Genomic DNA, 15859 nt, shown 5'->3' on the forward strand with positions numbered 1-15859 from the left:
TCAGGGTTCTTCGGTCTTGACCTCTGGATCGGAAAACTCGTACATGTCCCCGTAGTCGGTCAGCAGGACACCGAACGGATTCGTCTCCGGGTCGAACGCGTTCTCCAGCGCCACGAACACGTTCGCCGTCATCACGATCGTCCGCCGCGGACGATCTTTGTCGGGTAACACGATCTTTGTCGCGAGCATCGACACATTGACCCGGGACGAATCGGTCCGGCCGTCCGAAGTGGTCGCGGCGTTGATGAAGGCGGACGAGTTCGCGGCGGCCTCGGCACTGACCAGGTCGCCCCGCTGCCGATCTCCCGTCTGCATGAGATACGCCGGATAAGCCGGGTATCGCCTCTCCCAGTCAGCCTCCACGGCTGCCTCGGCTTCGGTTCTCATTTCGGCGACCCTGCCCAGATATCCACCGAGGTAGATCGCGATGATCTCGCCATTGAGCAGCGAGGGCTGAGCCGCGGCCGGGACCGCGCCCGGCGGATCGGCCAGGTTCAGCCCGAGCTGCCCGACCAAGACCTGCTCGTGCGGAGCGGTGTGCAACGGCTTGACCCGCCCAACGTAGACCTTGCGGCCCGATTGCGGACGCAAAAGTACCTCTGGGCCTCCTTCTCGAGGCGGGACATAGCCGAGTTCGACCACCCTGCGCACCTCCTCCGCGACGGTGTTCTCGATCCGCGGCCAGATCCGCTCCAGGTCGCGCACCGCCGTCACGGGGAGCCGAGGATCAGCCCGGTTCCGGGCTATCTTCATGAGGTGGCTCTTGCCGCCGCCGATGATCTTGACCTCGATCTCATCGGCTCGGCTCCGCACCTCCGGATGCACGCGGCCCTCGTCGTCGGCCAGGAAGCCGGCCACCCGGTACAGCGGGTCGGCCGGATCACGCCAGTAAACGAGATCGTCCATGCGTTCGATCGGGTACAACCCGGTCCGGCTCGCGGCGGAGAGCATGAAGTCCGGCGCCGTACCCGGGGAGGTAGGCCAGGTCGTGCGGGAGTGGGCTTGATCCTCCCAGACCGTCGTCCCGCCCGCGGTCGTCTCCCGTGCTCCGCTCTCCGTTGCCGTGTTGTACACACCGGCCAGCCGAGGGGCGGTGAGCAGCCCACCGGATTTGGCCGCGACCAACGCCGGGACACGGTCTTCGGCCAGCCGCGCCAAACCCCACTGATCCACCACCGCCCGTATTCGCGGCGACACCAGTACGCCTCGGTCGTCCAGGGTCAGGTCGAAATCGGAGAACCAGGACGAGCGGCTCTCCAGCAAGGCTTTCAGCGACGGCAGACTCTGGTCGATTTCCGGATCGAAGGACCGCACGAACCGCTCGACCGCCCGCTCCGCGGGCAGCAACCCGCCTGACGTCTCCTCGACCCACAGAGGCGAACGCCCCTCTGCCAGGCTCGCTATCCCCCATCGCTCCACCATCTCGCGCAACCGGGGCAAGACCAGGCCATCACCGTCGACGGCGAGCTCGCTCCACGAAATCAATCCTCCGGACTTCTCCGCGACCCACGCCGGCGCGCGTCCTTCCGCCAGCCGTGCCAGCACCCAGCGATCGACCACTTCCTGGACTCTCGGCGATGCCGGCACACCGTCCCGCTGCTCGGGAGCGAGCACCGGAACCGACCGCGAAACGGCTTCGAGCATCGCCTTCAGCGTCGGCTGCTGTCCATGCACATCCGGGTCGTGGGAGAGCAGCGAGGCCGCGGCACGCTCGTACACGGCTTCCGCCTCGGGAGTGAGGCCCGGCGCGGACTCCAGGCTCTCCCATCGTGGCGTGAACAAACCGGCGCGCGACACGGCTCCCGGCTCTCGCACCTCGTTCATGAGCGAAGCCGCCGCCGCGACGATCTGTGCGTCGCCGACATTCGGCAGCGTTTGTTTCACAGCCGTCAAGAGAGCGGCATGGGACATCCCGGGGTCCTGGCCGAGCTGGACCCGAACCTCAGCCGCGACGGATGCGCTCAGATGGGCAGCCTGGACTCGATGCCAACCGATGCTGATTCCCTCCGCTTCCAGTCGTCTCTGAATATCGGTCGAGGTGAGGCGCCCACCCGCGTTCACCAGCTCGGTCACCCGGTGCTCAAGCTCCTGGTCGTCGATTCGCGACGGCGGGGTCATTCCTGCCGCGAGCCTCGCCTGGCGATACAACGTGCGAACGGTTTGCCTGATGACGAGGTAACCGTCAGCGCGAACCTTCTCGAGCACCTCGTCGAAGGTGTGCTCCCGCGCGATCAGCTCACTGACCAGTCCCGGCAGGTTTTCGTCCGCGATTCTTCCGCCACTCTTCGTCATACGTCCCGGATCGACAGCCCGTACCGCATCGTCGATCCAGCCTTTCGGGGCATACATTCCCGCATCGGTCACCGCAGCGGCCACACCCAGCATCGAGAGTCTGGGATTTCTCGCGAGAACAGCCTCCACCACACCGGAGAGCTCCTCCTTGTCGACACTCCGCAATCCCCTGACTTCGCCCCGCCGGACGAGCGATCGAGAAGGCATGTCGCGCTGGGACGTTTGCGCGACCCGGCCGATCGAGGCGAACAGGGTATTCCGGTCGGCGACATTTCGAACAGAAAGGAGTTCGACTATTTCCCCGACGGTCGAACCCGCGTTCTCGGCGATCGCGGCACGGACGATCGAGTCCACTTCCTCGCTACCGCGAACAGAGGCTCCTGCCGCAGATTGCTCCCCGACAACCTCTTTCCAAAGAGCGCGCGCCCGATGCTTGTCGATATCCGAATAACCTTCCCGAGAGAAACGCTCGTTCAAGGAGCGCACGGTGTCGGCGTATACGAGTGGATTGTCCCGCCCGGCGGCCTCGGCTTCCTCGGCCAAGGCCGCGCGCCAGGCATCGGTGGGTACGTGCCGGGGCGTGTCCGTAATTCCCTCGGCGGGGTCCCGCAAGTGAGCCATGTCGTCCATTCCGGCGATCTCCGGCCTCTCGGTCACCGTGGCGGCTCGCTTCGTACGCCCGACGACCGGCTCGCGGGCAGGTCGTTTGCCCAGCCGGACGGGGAGCTCGTCCGAGAGACCGGAGGCGGTCACCTCGGCAGCGGACGAAGAAAGGCGCTCGGCTGCCGCCGCATCGACCTCACCCCAGGTGGCCGCAGGCTTCAAGACGGCCATCGCCGCGCGAAGCTGCGCCGGGGTGAGGCCGGGGTGGTCATCGAACAGGCCACGCACGACGGCGCCGACGGACAGTGATTCCGCCTCCCTTGCCACTTCCTCACGCGCGGTCTTGACCATGCGGTCCAAGTTCTGGTTTCGGAAGGTTTCCTTCTCCGCGCGCAGGATTTGCGCGATCCTCCGGCGTACGAGCCAGGGCTCGTCGCGCAGAATTTCAAGAATGCGCCGGGTTTGGCCGGCGGTTTTTTCTTCGACATTAGGGTAATCTTCGGGCCAAATAAGCTTCAAGGCGCTCCGAATGCGGAGATCACCTACAGAAAAACCGCTCTCGCGGAGATTGCGCGCGGCATCGGCAATCGTTGGTCGCGAGTCCGGACCAAACCTCCCCAGAAGATGGGCGCCCAGTTCGGCATCCTCGATCCGGCGTTGTATCGCCTTGTAGTATTTCGGTTTCTCCTGCCGGGGACCGTCGACTACCTGCGGGTTGTCGGCGACCACCTCCGTGTCACGATCACGAGTCGTCCAGATTTCAGCGAACCGGATCTCCTTGGACCCTTCTCCACGCGGAACGGGCTGCGTTCCCCGCACCGCGTGCAAAGCTCTCTGTAACCGGTTAGTGCCGGGAGCCCTGCCGGTGTCAGGGTCTTTGATGTGCTCTTTGAGTTGAGCCCGAGTGACCTTCTTCCCCGGGTTCATCTCCTCGAGTCGCCGAATCTCCTCCCGCACGCGATTCGTCAGCTCGTCGTCGGTCATCCTCGGCCGCCTGCCCAGCCGTGTGGCCGCACCTTCCGGTTGCGGCGACGTCGCGTCCGGGTGCAGGCTCCACACGGGCGGACGCGACCACGGGCCCGTCCCGGCGGCGAGAGTGCCGTCTTCGAAGACGTTCACTTTGTCGTACAGGTGGTAGGCGGAGACCTTGAGGCCCCCACCGGACAGAACGTCGGCCCGCTGTTGCAGCCTGGCGACGATGGTGTCCGTGAGATCGCAGGCAACGACGATCACCTGCTTCGCCGAAGACCACGGCACCAGGGTTCCGGCGATCGCGTCGAAGGCTTCCGACACGGCCAGATCCGCGAAACCTTCACCATTGCGCGGCGCTCTGAATCGCCCGTCTCGATGTTCTCCGAACAGCACGAAGGCATCCGGGTCGATCTCCCGGAATTCGCCGACGGCGGCACGCACTCCTCGCACGGCGGCGGCGTCCACGCTCCGCAGGAAGGCCGCACCGGCGAATCCGCCGCCGTTGTCCGGCAACGCCACCACGGTGATCTCACCGATGGAGGTCGTCAGCGCCCTTTCGGTCGTCCGCGAGCCGGCCAGCGAGGCGACCCGCTCCGCCGAGAGCAGACCGCCGGACTTCTCCACCACCCATGACTGTTCACGGGCGCTGTCCAGCCGCGCGAGCGCCCACCGATCGACCAGCTCGCGCATTTCCGGAGAGACCGCACGGCGTTCCACGGGATCCGGCAGGCTGAGCTGCGGCCGCCACACCGAGACCGCGGCCAGCATCTCCCGCAGCGTGCCCTGAGTCCGGTTGTGCTCCGGATCGAACTTGAGCACGAAGTCGATCGTCTCCGGGTCCACTGGCACGCTGGGTATCGTGGCGGCCCGTTTCGGCGCTCTGACGTCCAGCCCCGCCTCTTCGGCGCTCCGTTTGCCGGTCGATGCCACCGCCGACGGCCGGGCGGATTCGGCAGGCGCGATCCGCGGATCGTGCACCATCGCCGCCGTCGCCTCGACCAGCCCCGCTTCGGCGTCCGGCTGAATCTCGCGCACCCTCGCCACGAGAGCAGGTCCGGCGAGATCGGGTTGCTCATCGAGCACGGCTTTCACCGTGGGACTGATCTCGGCCAGCTTCTCCCGCGCTCGCTCGAGCGAGGCACGCGCCGCCTTGGGTTCGACACGAATCGGCTGCTCCATCTCGCGCAGAAGTCGGTGAAGCCTGGTGTGAGTCACGTCGGGCCGGGTGATCAGCAGTTCGATCACCGCGTCGTCGAGACGGGCGTCCGCCCTTCCCCTCAGCGGCAATCCGGCCGCGAGTTTGGCCGCGGTGAGCGCTTTACCGGCGACCTGTGTGCGAACCGCGATCTTCTGCTCCCGCAGCGCCGACACGAACTGCTTGGTGGTCAAGGCAGGGTCCACGGCGAGCATCGCGCTCGCCCGCACGCTCAGCTCACCGACCTCGGGGGCCTTGTCCGCACCGCGGGTTTCGCCCAAAGGATCGCCAGGCCGCCCACCGACGGGAACGACACGGCCCACGGCTGCCAGCAGGCTCCTCTCGTCCGTAACGTTCTCGCTCAGGAGACGATCGACCACCTCCTTGACGGTCGCATCGGGCCTGTCGATGAACGCGTCGCGCACGGCCAAGTCCAACGTGGTGTCGTCGTCACGCCTGACCCGATCGACCGATCCGACCTCGCGCCAAAGAGCGGCGAACCTCTTGTCGCCCACCTCGAACAGGTCTTTCCTTCCTGAAATCTGCTCGGTCAGCAGGTCCTTCGCGGTGGCTCGCTCGATGCCAGGATTCTCATCGACGATCTTCCGCAAAACCTCGCCTGCCACGTGGGGAGTCGGCTGTGTTCCCCTCGCCTCGTGCCAGGCGCGCTGGAGCAGGTCATTGCCCGGGCCCCTTCCGGTGACCGGATCCTTCAGCCGGTCCTTCGCGAGCACCTTGGCGGCGGCCTGAGTCGTGCTGCTTCCGTCCTTCTCCAGGTCCGCGATCACCGCCCGCATGGCATCGGTCGTCTGGTCAAGGGTGAATTTGGGCCGCCGTGGCGGGGCGGCTCCACTCGGGGCACCGTCCGGGTGGAAGCTCACCGCCGGGACACGACCCGGCGGGATCCGGCCCCCGACGATGTCGCCATCGTCGAACACGTGCAACTTCGTGTTCAGCTGCCACGCCACGACCTGCACGCTCTTCATCGGCAACAAGCCGCTCACGTGCCGCTGGAGTTCGGAAAGCACGGGGCCCGTGAGGTCGCACGCCACGACGATCACCCGGGAGACCGTGGCCCACGGGATCAGCCGGCGGGAAACCGCGTCGAGTCCCGCGACCGCGGGAAGGCCCTTCATGTCTCCGCCCTCGCCCGGCACCAGGAACTGTCCGTTCGCGTGTCGGCCGAACAGGACGAAGGAGTTCGGCTCGGCGGCCTGGATCCTGGCTGCGGACGTGACGACCGCTCGCACCGCCTCCCGGTTCGAGCGAGGAAGGAACGCCGCGCCGGCGGGGATTCCCACCCTGCCGGGCAGTTCCAAGGCGACGACGTTCCCCATCGGAGTCATGAGCACTCGTTCGTTCACCGGCACCTCGGCCCGCAGTGAAGCCACCCGGCTCGGCGTCAGCAACGCGTCCGAAGCCGCTACGACCCACGTCGGCGAATACCCCTCCGCCAACCGGTCCAGCGCCCACTGGTCGACCACCATGCGCAACTGGAGTGACTCCAGCAAGCCGTCCACGCGTGGCATGAGGTCCATCTCCGGGTACCACTGCGCCAAACTTTCGAGTTTCGCTCTCGGTGACATCCGTCCCGCGGGAGTGTTCGGGTCGAACCGCAGGACGAATTCGACACCTCGCTGGTCCAGCACCGCGTCCATGCGCCGGGCGCTTCTCGGCGGAGGGACCAGGTGAGCGGCCTGCACCATGGGGCTCCTCGGGGCCACCTCGGTCCTCAGCACCCTCATCCGCTCGCGCCTCACGGCCTTCTGCTCGGCCGTGGCCCGCACGCGCCGTCTGGGCGCTGCCTGAGCCTCCCCCGTCGTCGTTCGGCGGACGTCGGCGGTGGGGGTCGGCTCCTGCCTGGTCGAGGAAGCGACCGCGGTCAGCCGGGCCACCGCCGCGCGAATCCGCGCGTCACCGGCCGTCGGCATCACCTCGCTCACCTTCGCCGAAAGCTGCTCGGCGGACAGGCCCGGTTCCTCAGCACGGAGCGTGCTCACCGCGGCTTCCACCGGCAGCGAGGCAGCGACTTCGCGCAGCGCCGCGCGGACGTCCGCGGTCAGCTGCACCAGCTTCGTCCGCCTGCCTGCCTTGCGCTCCAGCCGCAGTTCCTTGCCGATCGCCAGATCGCTGCGTGCGGGATCGGCCCGCAGCGCCCGGACGACATGCGGGACGACCTTCTCGATGTCCACGCCGCGGGTCCCACGCTCCGCCAGGATTTCGGCCAACCGCGCGTGCACGTCCTCACCGGACATCGACTCCAGGGTCGCTGTCCTCGACTCGCGAATCCCGGCGAACGACTCGACGATCTTGCCGCGGCCGACTCCGTAGTTGAAAGCGGTTAGGGCTTCGACGGCTTTGTCGATGGGTGGGAGCTCTCCCTCGCCGTACAACTCGCCGAGCAACCTGTCCAAGTCAGCGCGTGAAATCCGTTGCGGCAGCCGCTGCGACCATGCCGGGTGCACTGTCTTCAGCGAGGCGAGAACCCGGTCGTGCGAAACGCGCACTCCACGGCCGCGGAGTTCGTCGGCGATGGCCAGAAACGACAGCGACCCGGACGTCACGACGTTCCCGACGAGCCGATTCACTTCGCCGTCGTCGACCGGTCGAAGCAGATCGTCCAGGGCGACACCGGTCACCCGGACCACCGAGGAGTGGAGCCGTTTCGCGTCCACGGCCTCGCGCGCCAGGAGGTCGTCGAGGATCGGCCTGATCTCTGCCGCGTCCGTGCGATCACCGAGGCTTTCCCGCACCATGGAATCCAGAGCGCCGTCTGTGGCGCGCTGAGACGCAACGGGCTCGGCCGGGCGCCCACCGGCCGCCTTCCAGGCCCTATCGAAATGCCGCTCGATGAGCCGTGGAACCCGTTCCTTGGCCGCGGCGAAGCCCTCGTCCCAGGGCATGGCGGGATTGTCCGCGACCAGTTCCCGCGTGAAATCGCGGACGGCTTCGGTGTACTCGGGCGCGCGCGGCACCGGCCGCGTTCCCGTCAACCGGCGAAACACTTCCGTGATGCGCCCGGTACCGGGGCGCCCGCCGGTTTCAGGATCCGTGAGCCGCTGTTTGACCTCCGTCAGCGTCGCCTTCTCACCGTTCCTCGGGGTGGCGAGGATCTGCCGGATGGCATTCTCCAGCTGCGTGTCGGTGTAGGTGAACGGCCTGCCCGCCTTGCCGCGCACCTGCGTCGACGTTTCCGTGTCGGGGTCGAGCCTGATCGCCGGAGCACGGCCACCGATGTCGTCGCCGACAGTGATCCTGCCGTCCCGATGGACGTTGAGCCGGTCACCGAGGTGGTACGGAATCAGCTCGACATGCCGGGCCTGCGGCGTGCCCTCGAGATGGGCTCGGAGCTCTCCTATCTGCGGATCGGTGAGGTAGCAGGCGACCACGACCGCGCGCTGGACGTTGGCGGACCACGGCCGCAGCTGCGCCGACAGCGCCGTGAACACGTTCAACGCCTCGAGAGTCGCGGTCCCGTCGCCCACCCGAGGTACCGCGAAGAACCCTTCACGGTGTTTGCCGAACACCGCGAACGTGCCCGGCTCGTCTTGCAAGCGCATCGCCGCCGCGTGCACCGCACGCACCGCGGCGCTGTCCCCACGCTGAACGAACGCCATCCCGATCGACGCACCACGAGGACCGTGCAGCTCCAGGCCGACCACGCGACCCGCCGCCGTGTCCAGCACTCCCGTCATCGCCGGTGTCGCCCACAACGCGTCCGCCCGCTCCGCCGAGATCAACCCACCGGACTTCTCCGCCACCCACGGCGCGTCACGCCCCTCCGCCAACCGCACCAAGCCCCATCGGTCGACCAACTCCCACACCGGAGCCGACGCCCTGACACCTCCCTCATCGCGTTCGAGAACGATTCCCTGGTCCCACCCCTTCATCACCTCCAGCATCGCCACCAGCGACGGCTGAAGGGCATTCACCTCCGGATCGAACCTCAGCACGTGCGCCACGACACTCTCGTCCAACGCGCCACGCATACCCGACACCGTCCCCGGGGCAGGGGCGACTTCCACCAGCTCACCGGCCGACGACGTCTCCACCTCGGTGGCAGGGCGCTTGGCCGCTCGCGATCCGCTTTCCGCGGTCTGACGTGAGTTGACGCGGAGCCCGGCTTCGAGGATCTGCTCGGAGGTGAACCCCCGCACCTTTTCCCTGGTCTTCCGCACCAGCGCGGCGGCGGTCAGACCACGGTCTTCCTCGATCAGCGCCCGGACGACCTCGTCCAGGTCGGCAGCCTCCTCCTGGACTCGGGCTATCGGGGCCCGCACCTGCCGGAAGCTCAGGCCCAGGGTCGTCTTGGCCGCGATCAGAGCCGTCTGGAGACGGCGTTGACCGGCCTCGATCCTCCTCTTTTCAAGTTCGCGGCGTAAGCCCGATCCAGTCAGCTTCGGATCGGCCAAGAACTCCTTGGCGAGCTCCACGAGATGTTCGTCCGATACCTTCTGCGTCGCCGCGGAACTTCGTTGCGGATCCAGCCTGGCCAGTGTCCCGGCGACGCTGTCGAAACTTGCCGGGATTCCGCCTGACCTCACTTCACCCCAGATCTCGACCGTCGTACTGGCCTCGGTCTCGGCGAGAACGCGGGCAACGGCGGCGTCCAGTCGCGGCGTTTCCTCCACCCGTTCCGCCGCGGCGGTCAGCGAAGTTCCGGCGGGGACCCCTTCCACGACCTCTCTCCACAGCGCTGCGAAACGATCCCTGCCCAGCTTCGGGTATTGCTTCTTCAGTTCATCCTTGGCGCCCTCGCGGGTGATGTCCCGAACGCTCTCGCGGATCCCGGTCAGTGCCGCCCGCTGGGCATCCCAAAGCTCGACGCCGCGAAGATCGTTCTCCGTCCCGTTGACTGTTCGCCATGCCGCGAGGACGTCGCGGTTCGTAGCACCCTTCTTGTTCGACCTGAGCCACTTCCCCACCTCTTTGAACCCGACCTTGGCCCCAGCGGCCTCGAGTTCCGCTTTCGCCTCCCGGACGGCGTCCACCAGCTCTTCCAGGGAGCCGTAATTGCGTTTCTGTCGTCCGGTCGACGAGGACGGCTCACCGTCGGGCAGGGTCCGCTGCGACGCCGCTGAGCCCGAGTCGGGGTGCAAGGTCAGCACCGGGCGATGCGGACCAGGATGTGTCCCGGTGGTGATCGCGCCGTCAAGATCGACATTGATCACCTCATCAAGGTGGTAAGGCATCACGTCGACGTGTCCCGCCCCCGGAACCCCCCGGATACCGGCCGCCAGCGAATCCAGCACCGGATCCGACAAATAGCACGCCAGCACGATCACCCGCGAGAACGGCGCCCAGGACCCAACTCCCGCCGCCAGCCCACGGAAGGCCTCCACCGCCTCCATGCGCACCGTGTGGACGCCCGGCGCCTCCACCACTCCGTCCCGATGGCGGCCCACCATGACGAACGCGTCCGGGTAGTCCGTCCGCAACCGCTCCACCGCGGCCCGTGCCCCCATCACGGCACCCACGTCGCCACGGTCCACGAACCCGGCGCCCACCACACGGCCCTGTCCATCGGCGAACTCCGAGACCACCACCCGCCCCGCCGAAGTCTCCAGCGCCCTTGCCGCGCTCACCGAATCGAGCAGAGCCCCGACCCGGTCCGCCGAAAGCAACCCACCCGATGCCTCCGCTACCCACGACACGGGACGACCATCCGTCAACCGCGCCATCCCCCACTGGTCCACCACCTCACGCAGCCGCGGCGAAACCAGCACCCCATCGCCATCCACTGTGGGCCGCAACGGCGGAACCCACTCGCTCACCTGTTCAAGCAGGCTCCGCAACGAAGACTGGGAAAGATTCGCCGTTGGATCGAAACCCACCACGAAAGCGACATCGCTCTCCAGCAACGCCCCGGCGTCACCGGCCGAGGCACCCTCGTCCCGCAGCTGGTCAAGCGCTTCGGGGGAAGTGCCCCGCGTATCGGCCACAGCCGGCCTTTTCGACGGGGCGGCCGCCGGGTACTCGGCCGGCCGCTTACCCGCGGCCACCGAACCCGGACGACCGGACGTGGAGTCGGCGATGTGCTCTGTCGTGGCAACCTTTCCACGCAGGGTGTCCACCAGGTCCGGATGCGTCGACCGCAAGCGGGCCACGGACTCCTGGACGCGCCGATAGTCGATGTTTCGCCCATGCGCTTGCAACGCCCTGGAGAGGTCCGCGACCGAACCGATATTCCGCACCGTCCGGTCTTCGCGCAGGAACCGGGTCAAGTTCCAATCCAGTCCGACGTCACTCAGGACGGCAGCGGGAACACCCAGGACCGCCTTGGCCAGGCGCAAATGATATCCGCCGCGAGCGGTCCCGATACCGATTCCCTGTGCACGGAGCCGGGCCATGAAGTCGACGGTCCCCAGTCGTTCATTCCCTTTGACCAGCACCTTGGCCACTTCACCGAGCAGCTTGTCCGATATCGATCGCGAACCGCCCTGCCGGCGGTCGGGCGCCACCCTGCTGACAGCTTCGCCGACACGCTCGAAGGTCGCTTCAGCCCCGACGGCTCGGACCTCGTCCCAAACCTCCGCGATCGTCAACTCAGCGTCCTTGGCGAGTGCACCCCGGACAATCGCGTCCAGCATGACGTCGTCGACCACTCCCAGCGCGGCGGCAGCCGGCAGCCGTCCCATTTCGGCCACCGCGGCGGCCAGTCTCGTCTCGTCGGCGATACCCCAGTTGATGAGGTGCGCCACGGCCTGCTCCGGAGTCCAGCCCGGCCTGTTTTCGAGGGTTTCACGTACGACCGAGGCCAACTCCCGGGTGGCGCTTTCCGGGCCGGCGGCCGAACGCCCGCCCACACCCGTATCGAGTGCGGGCAGCGCATCGCGCACTGATCTCCCGACTTCTTTCCGGCGGGAAACGGGCGCCGTCTCGTTCACCTCGTGCCACGCCTGCGAGAACCTCTTTCCCCCTGCCTTCACTCCCGCGTCTGTCAAGTGCTTCTTGACCTCGCTCTGAGTGATCGCCTTCGTGCCCCCCTCCGGCCTTGCCTTCTCCAGAGTGCTGACCGCTTCCCTGGTGAGGTCTTTCAGTTCCTCCAGCGTGTGCTCCGCGTCCCTCCCGCGTTTGACCTCGAACTGCGAATTCGGCTCAGCGAGGCTCGCGGCAGGTGCGCCGCCGTCTCGCACAGGGATCGAATCCGGGATCGGCCCGCCCCAGAGCTGGAGCACCGTCGCCATGTCGACCTTAGGCAACTCCGGCCTCTGCTCGACGAGGTTCCGCAGCTCGCGGAGAGCTTCACCCGGACCGATTTCGGGGTTGCTGTCCCGAATACCCTGGAGGGCGTCCCGGAAGGCGCGAGCAGCGGGCTCTCCACGCAACTTGCCGTCGTGCCCACGCACCCGGTTCCAGGACTGCTGCAAGAACTCGTTGCCCGGGCTCTTACCTGTGCCCGGATCCTTGAGCAGATTCTTGGCCAGATCGAAAACAGCCTTCGCCGTCACCTTTTTCTCGCCATAGCCCAGTCGCGACATGGCATCCCGCATGGCCGCGTCGAGTTTCTCCGGATCATGCTTCGACTTCGGCGCGGACGGTGGCATGCCAGGCCGGCTCGGTCCCGATGATGAAGGGTTCGTATCCCGCCAGAGGGCATCGAACCGGGTTTTACCCAGCGGCGCGTAGCCTTCTTTGGCGAATTTCTCTTTCAGCGCACTATAGGCTGCCTCACGGTCGATTCCCGCCGAGCTTCCGAGCAACTCGGCCAGCGCCGAACGAAGTTGGTCCCTCGGCACTGGAAGTGCCGCCGTCACCGTTCCGTGGACTCGATGCCAAGCCGCCACGACCGACTCCGCGGGGAAGTTCCGAAGCCGCGCGATGACTTCGCCTTGCGTTATGTTCGCGCCTTTTTCCTCGATGACGCCTTTGACAGCTTCCATGGCGGCAGCCACTTCGATTTCACCGTGCTCGGTCCATTCGACGGTCCGGCGTACCGGGATCTCGGCCGCGCCCGGCGTGGCGTCCGGGTGGAGGCTTACGGCCGGAACGATCGGCCAGAGAGCCTCGCCGGACATGATGGTGCCGTCATGGTGGATGTGGACCTGATCGTGCAGGATCCGGGCCTCGACCTCCACGCCGGGAGGGGCGAGCCGGCGCAGTTCGCCCACGATGGGGTCGGTGAGGTAGCAGGCCAAGACGACCACGCGCCGGACTTCCGACCAGGGCACGAGATGATCCGACACCGCGGCGAACGTGTCCGCGGTGGGCACTCGTGTCGTGTCGCCGTATCCCGTCGGTACCGCGAATGCCCCGTCCCGCTGCCTGCCGGCGACCACGAAGGTCCCGGGCTGTTCCTCCTCCAGCTTCGCGGCGGCGGCGCGGATCGCGCGAACCTCCGCTGCTTCGGCGCGATCGAGGAAGGCCACACCGGTCGGGGTATCTCCCTTGCCCGGCAGCAGCAACGCGACCATTTCCCCCGCGGGCGTCGCGAGTCCCCTTTCGATCACCGGTGCCTCGGCGACGTGGTGCCTCGCCTCGGCCACGTGGTGCTCCTCGGGCCTCAGCGCCACGGACAGCAGGGATCCGAATGCGGGAGTGGCCGGTGTCTCCGTGATCTCCATGCTGTCGCGGCGGTCGGGAGTCTCGGCACCGTCGGTCTCATCGGCTTCGTCGACGCGATGAGCCGGGTTGGCTTCGGACTCGCCCGGGTCCAAGAAGGACTCCAGCTCCGTCGCAGGTTCCGAAGCGCGCGTAGCCGGCTCCCGAGGCGCGGGGATCTCCGTGGGGGACGGCGACTCCGGTCGCGGCGAGGACGGCCACGCACCGGTCTCCACTTCTTTGTCGCCCGCGCCGGCTCGCTCATCGGCACCGGCCTTCTCTCCCGGCTCGGTGAGCTCGGAACCGCTTCCCGAGCTGGGGCGCTCGTCACCGGAGATCGCCTCGATCCAGATGTCGGCCCGCGTGTCACCGCGGCCGCCGGCGAAGATCGGCGTCGTCTTCATTCCCAGCTCGGCCATGCCCACGCGTTCGTGGCTTTGCAAATGGAGCTGAGCGAGTGCGAGCTTTTCACTCAGTTCGCGTTCGAGGAGCGTCCGGTGCGCCTCGAGATCGGCACCCCCCTCGAACCGGTAGCGAAGGACAGTCTGCTTGCCTTCCCGCCGCGCTCGCAGCACTTGCTCGACGACCTTGGCCAGCTCGGCCCGCCGGGCGTTGCTGCCGTCCCCGTGTTTCTGGAACTCGACACGCGCGGCCGGGGCGGTCGCGGTCAGCCACGGCTCCCGCACGTCGGTGATCGCCTGCCGATAGCGCTCTTCGGCCAGTCGCCACGCGGCCTCTGCCGTGTTCTCCGCGAGGCGGTTCGCCTCCGTCGGTTCGGTACGGAGTTTCGCCCGTGCGGCCTCCCAGGCCGCGTCCGCGCGGGCCATCTCGTCGGCCGCGTCCATCACCGAAGCGGGAAGACGGTCCTCGCGGTCGGCGTATCGGGTCACGTAGCCGCGGTCGAATTCGACATCGACCACCGTTCGGCGACCCGAAAACCGGGAGTCCGGCTCGATGACGATCCGGAAGTCCCACGGCTCCGACCAGACACTGGTGATCTTCTCTGGTTCGGCGCCCTTGTTCACCGAGGGCAGCTCGGGGCCGCCGGAACTGCTTCCCGTACCCTGCTCGCTGCCGTCGCCCCGGCCGCCGAGCGGTTCGAGGCCGATGACCCAGTCGCTGATCCCGCCGAGGGTCTGGCGGCCCTGTTCGTAGGTCTCCGAACCTTTCGGCTGGGGCACGCCGGCGGCGACATACGGGAGCGCCAGCGGGGCGTGTTCGCTTTCCGTGCCCACTTCGGTGTGCTTGCTGCCGGACCAGCCCGACGATCCGGTCAGCCCGACCCTGGCGCTGGCCCCGAGCAGTTCGCCATCGCCCCGGGGCCGCGCGTACACGGTGGCCTTGACCCCGAGCGCGGGAGGCAGTTCGAGTTCCACGCCCACGGCGTACCGGGTCTGCAGCGCCTCCAGCCTGCTCGGCGAGAACGCGGCGCGCGCCAGCCGCACAGTCTCCGAATCGACCGCGCGGCCCGCCGTCCGCAAGCCGAGGTCCAGAGCCCGCACGAGATCGGCGGTGTCACCGCGGAAGTCCAGCGCGCGGGAACGCCTGGGGTCCGGGAACCGTGCGCCCAGCGTGTCCTGCGCCCACTGACCCAGCGCGTCCGGGGTGCCCTCCGAGGGGTGCCGAACGGTCACCTGTCCCGCCGAGAGTTCGCCGTCGACCGGCTTCGGGCTGTCCTCCGGAAGCGAACGAGACATCACCGTCCGGTCCACGGATGTCGCGGCCAGCAGCTCCCCCTTGCGTTCGATCCGGAGATCGAAGCGGAAGTCCGCCTGGGAAACCGAAACCACGCCGCGCGCGACCTCCGACTGAATCCGGGTCTCGACGTGCTGCCGCTGTTCCGCACGGAACTGCTTGAGCCATTCCGATATGCCGCCGAAGCCGTATCCCACGTTGACGTACGGCGCGCCGTGCTTGCCGGGCTTGGCTTCCGACTCCGCCACGGCCTTCTCGGATCGCAGGGAAACGGCCGGCGAGAACAGGCTGGTCAGTTCGGCGAGGATCCGCGTCGAGGTTTTCGACTCGGTCCGGGATCGGGCGACCGTGGTAGTCCTGGTCAGGGTTCCGTGTCCGACGTCCGGTGCGCTGGGACCGGTCAAGGGCTCGGCGCTGACGACGAGGTCGAAGGTCTCGCCGCTGACCCGGTCTTCGATCCGCAGGGGCGTGCTCGTCCCGCCGTTGGTGACGTCGGCCAAGTCGCTTTGGAAACCGGCGAGGTAGCGCTGGGCGTCCCCCAGGTTGTCATGCGGCCCTTCC

General features: G+C 67.6%; 1 protein-coding gene (running past one end of the window). It reads right to left on the bottom strand.

The features are described 5' to 3' along the window. On the bottom strand, positions 1-15859 hold the 3' portion of the coding sequence (locus tag CFP71_RS44235; RefSeq protein ID WP_093935483.1) for a hypothetical protein. It continues 11285 nt past the right edge of the window; only the last 15859 of its 27144 coding nucleotides appear in the window; its start codon lies off the right edge, out of view; its stop codon occupies positions 1-3.

The sequence above is a fragment of the Amycolatopsis thailandensis genome (assembly GCF_002234405.1).
In the GTDB taxonomy this organism is placed as follows: Bacteria; Actinomycetota; Actinomycetes; order Mycobacteriales; family Pseudonocardiaceae; genus Amycolatopsis; species Amycolatopsis thailandensis.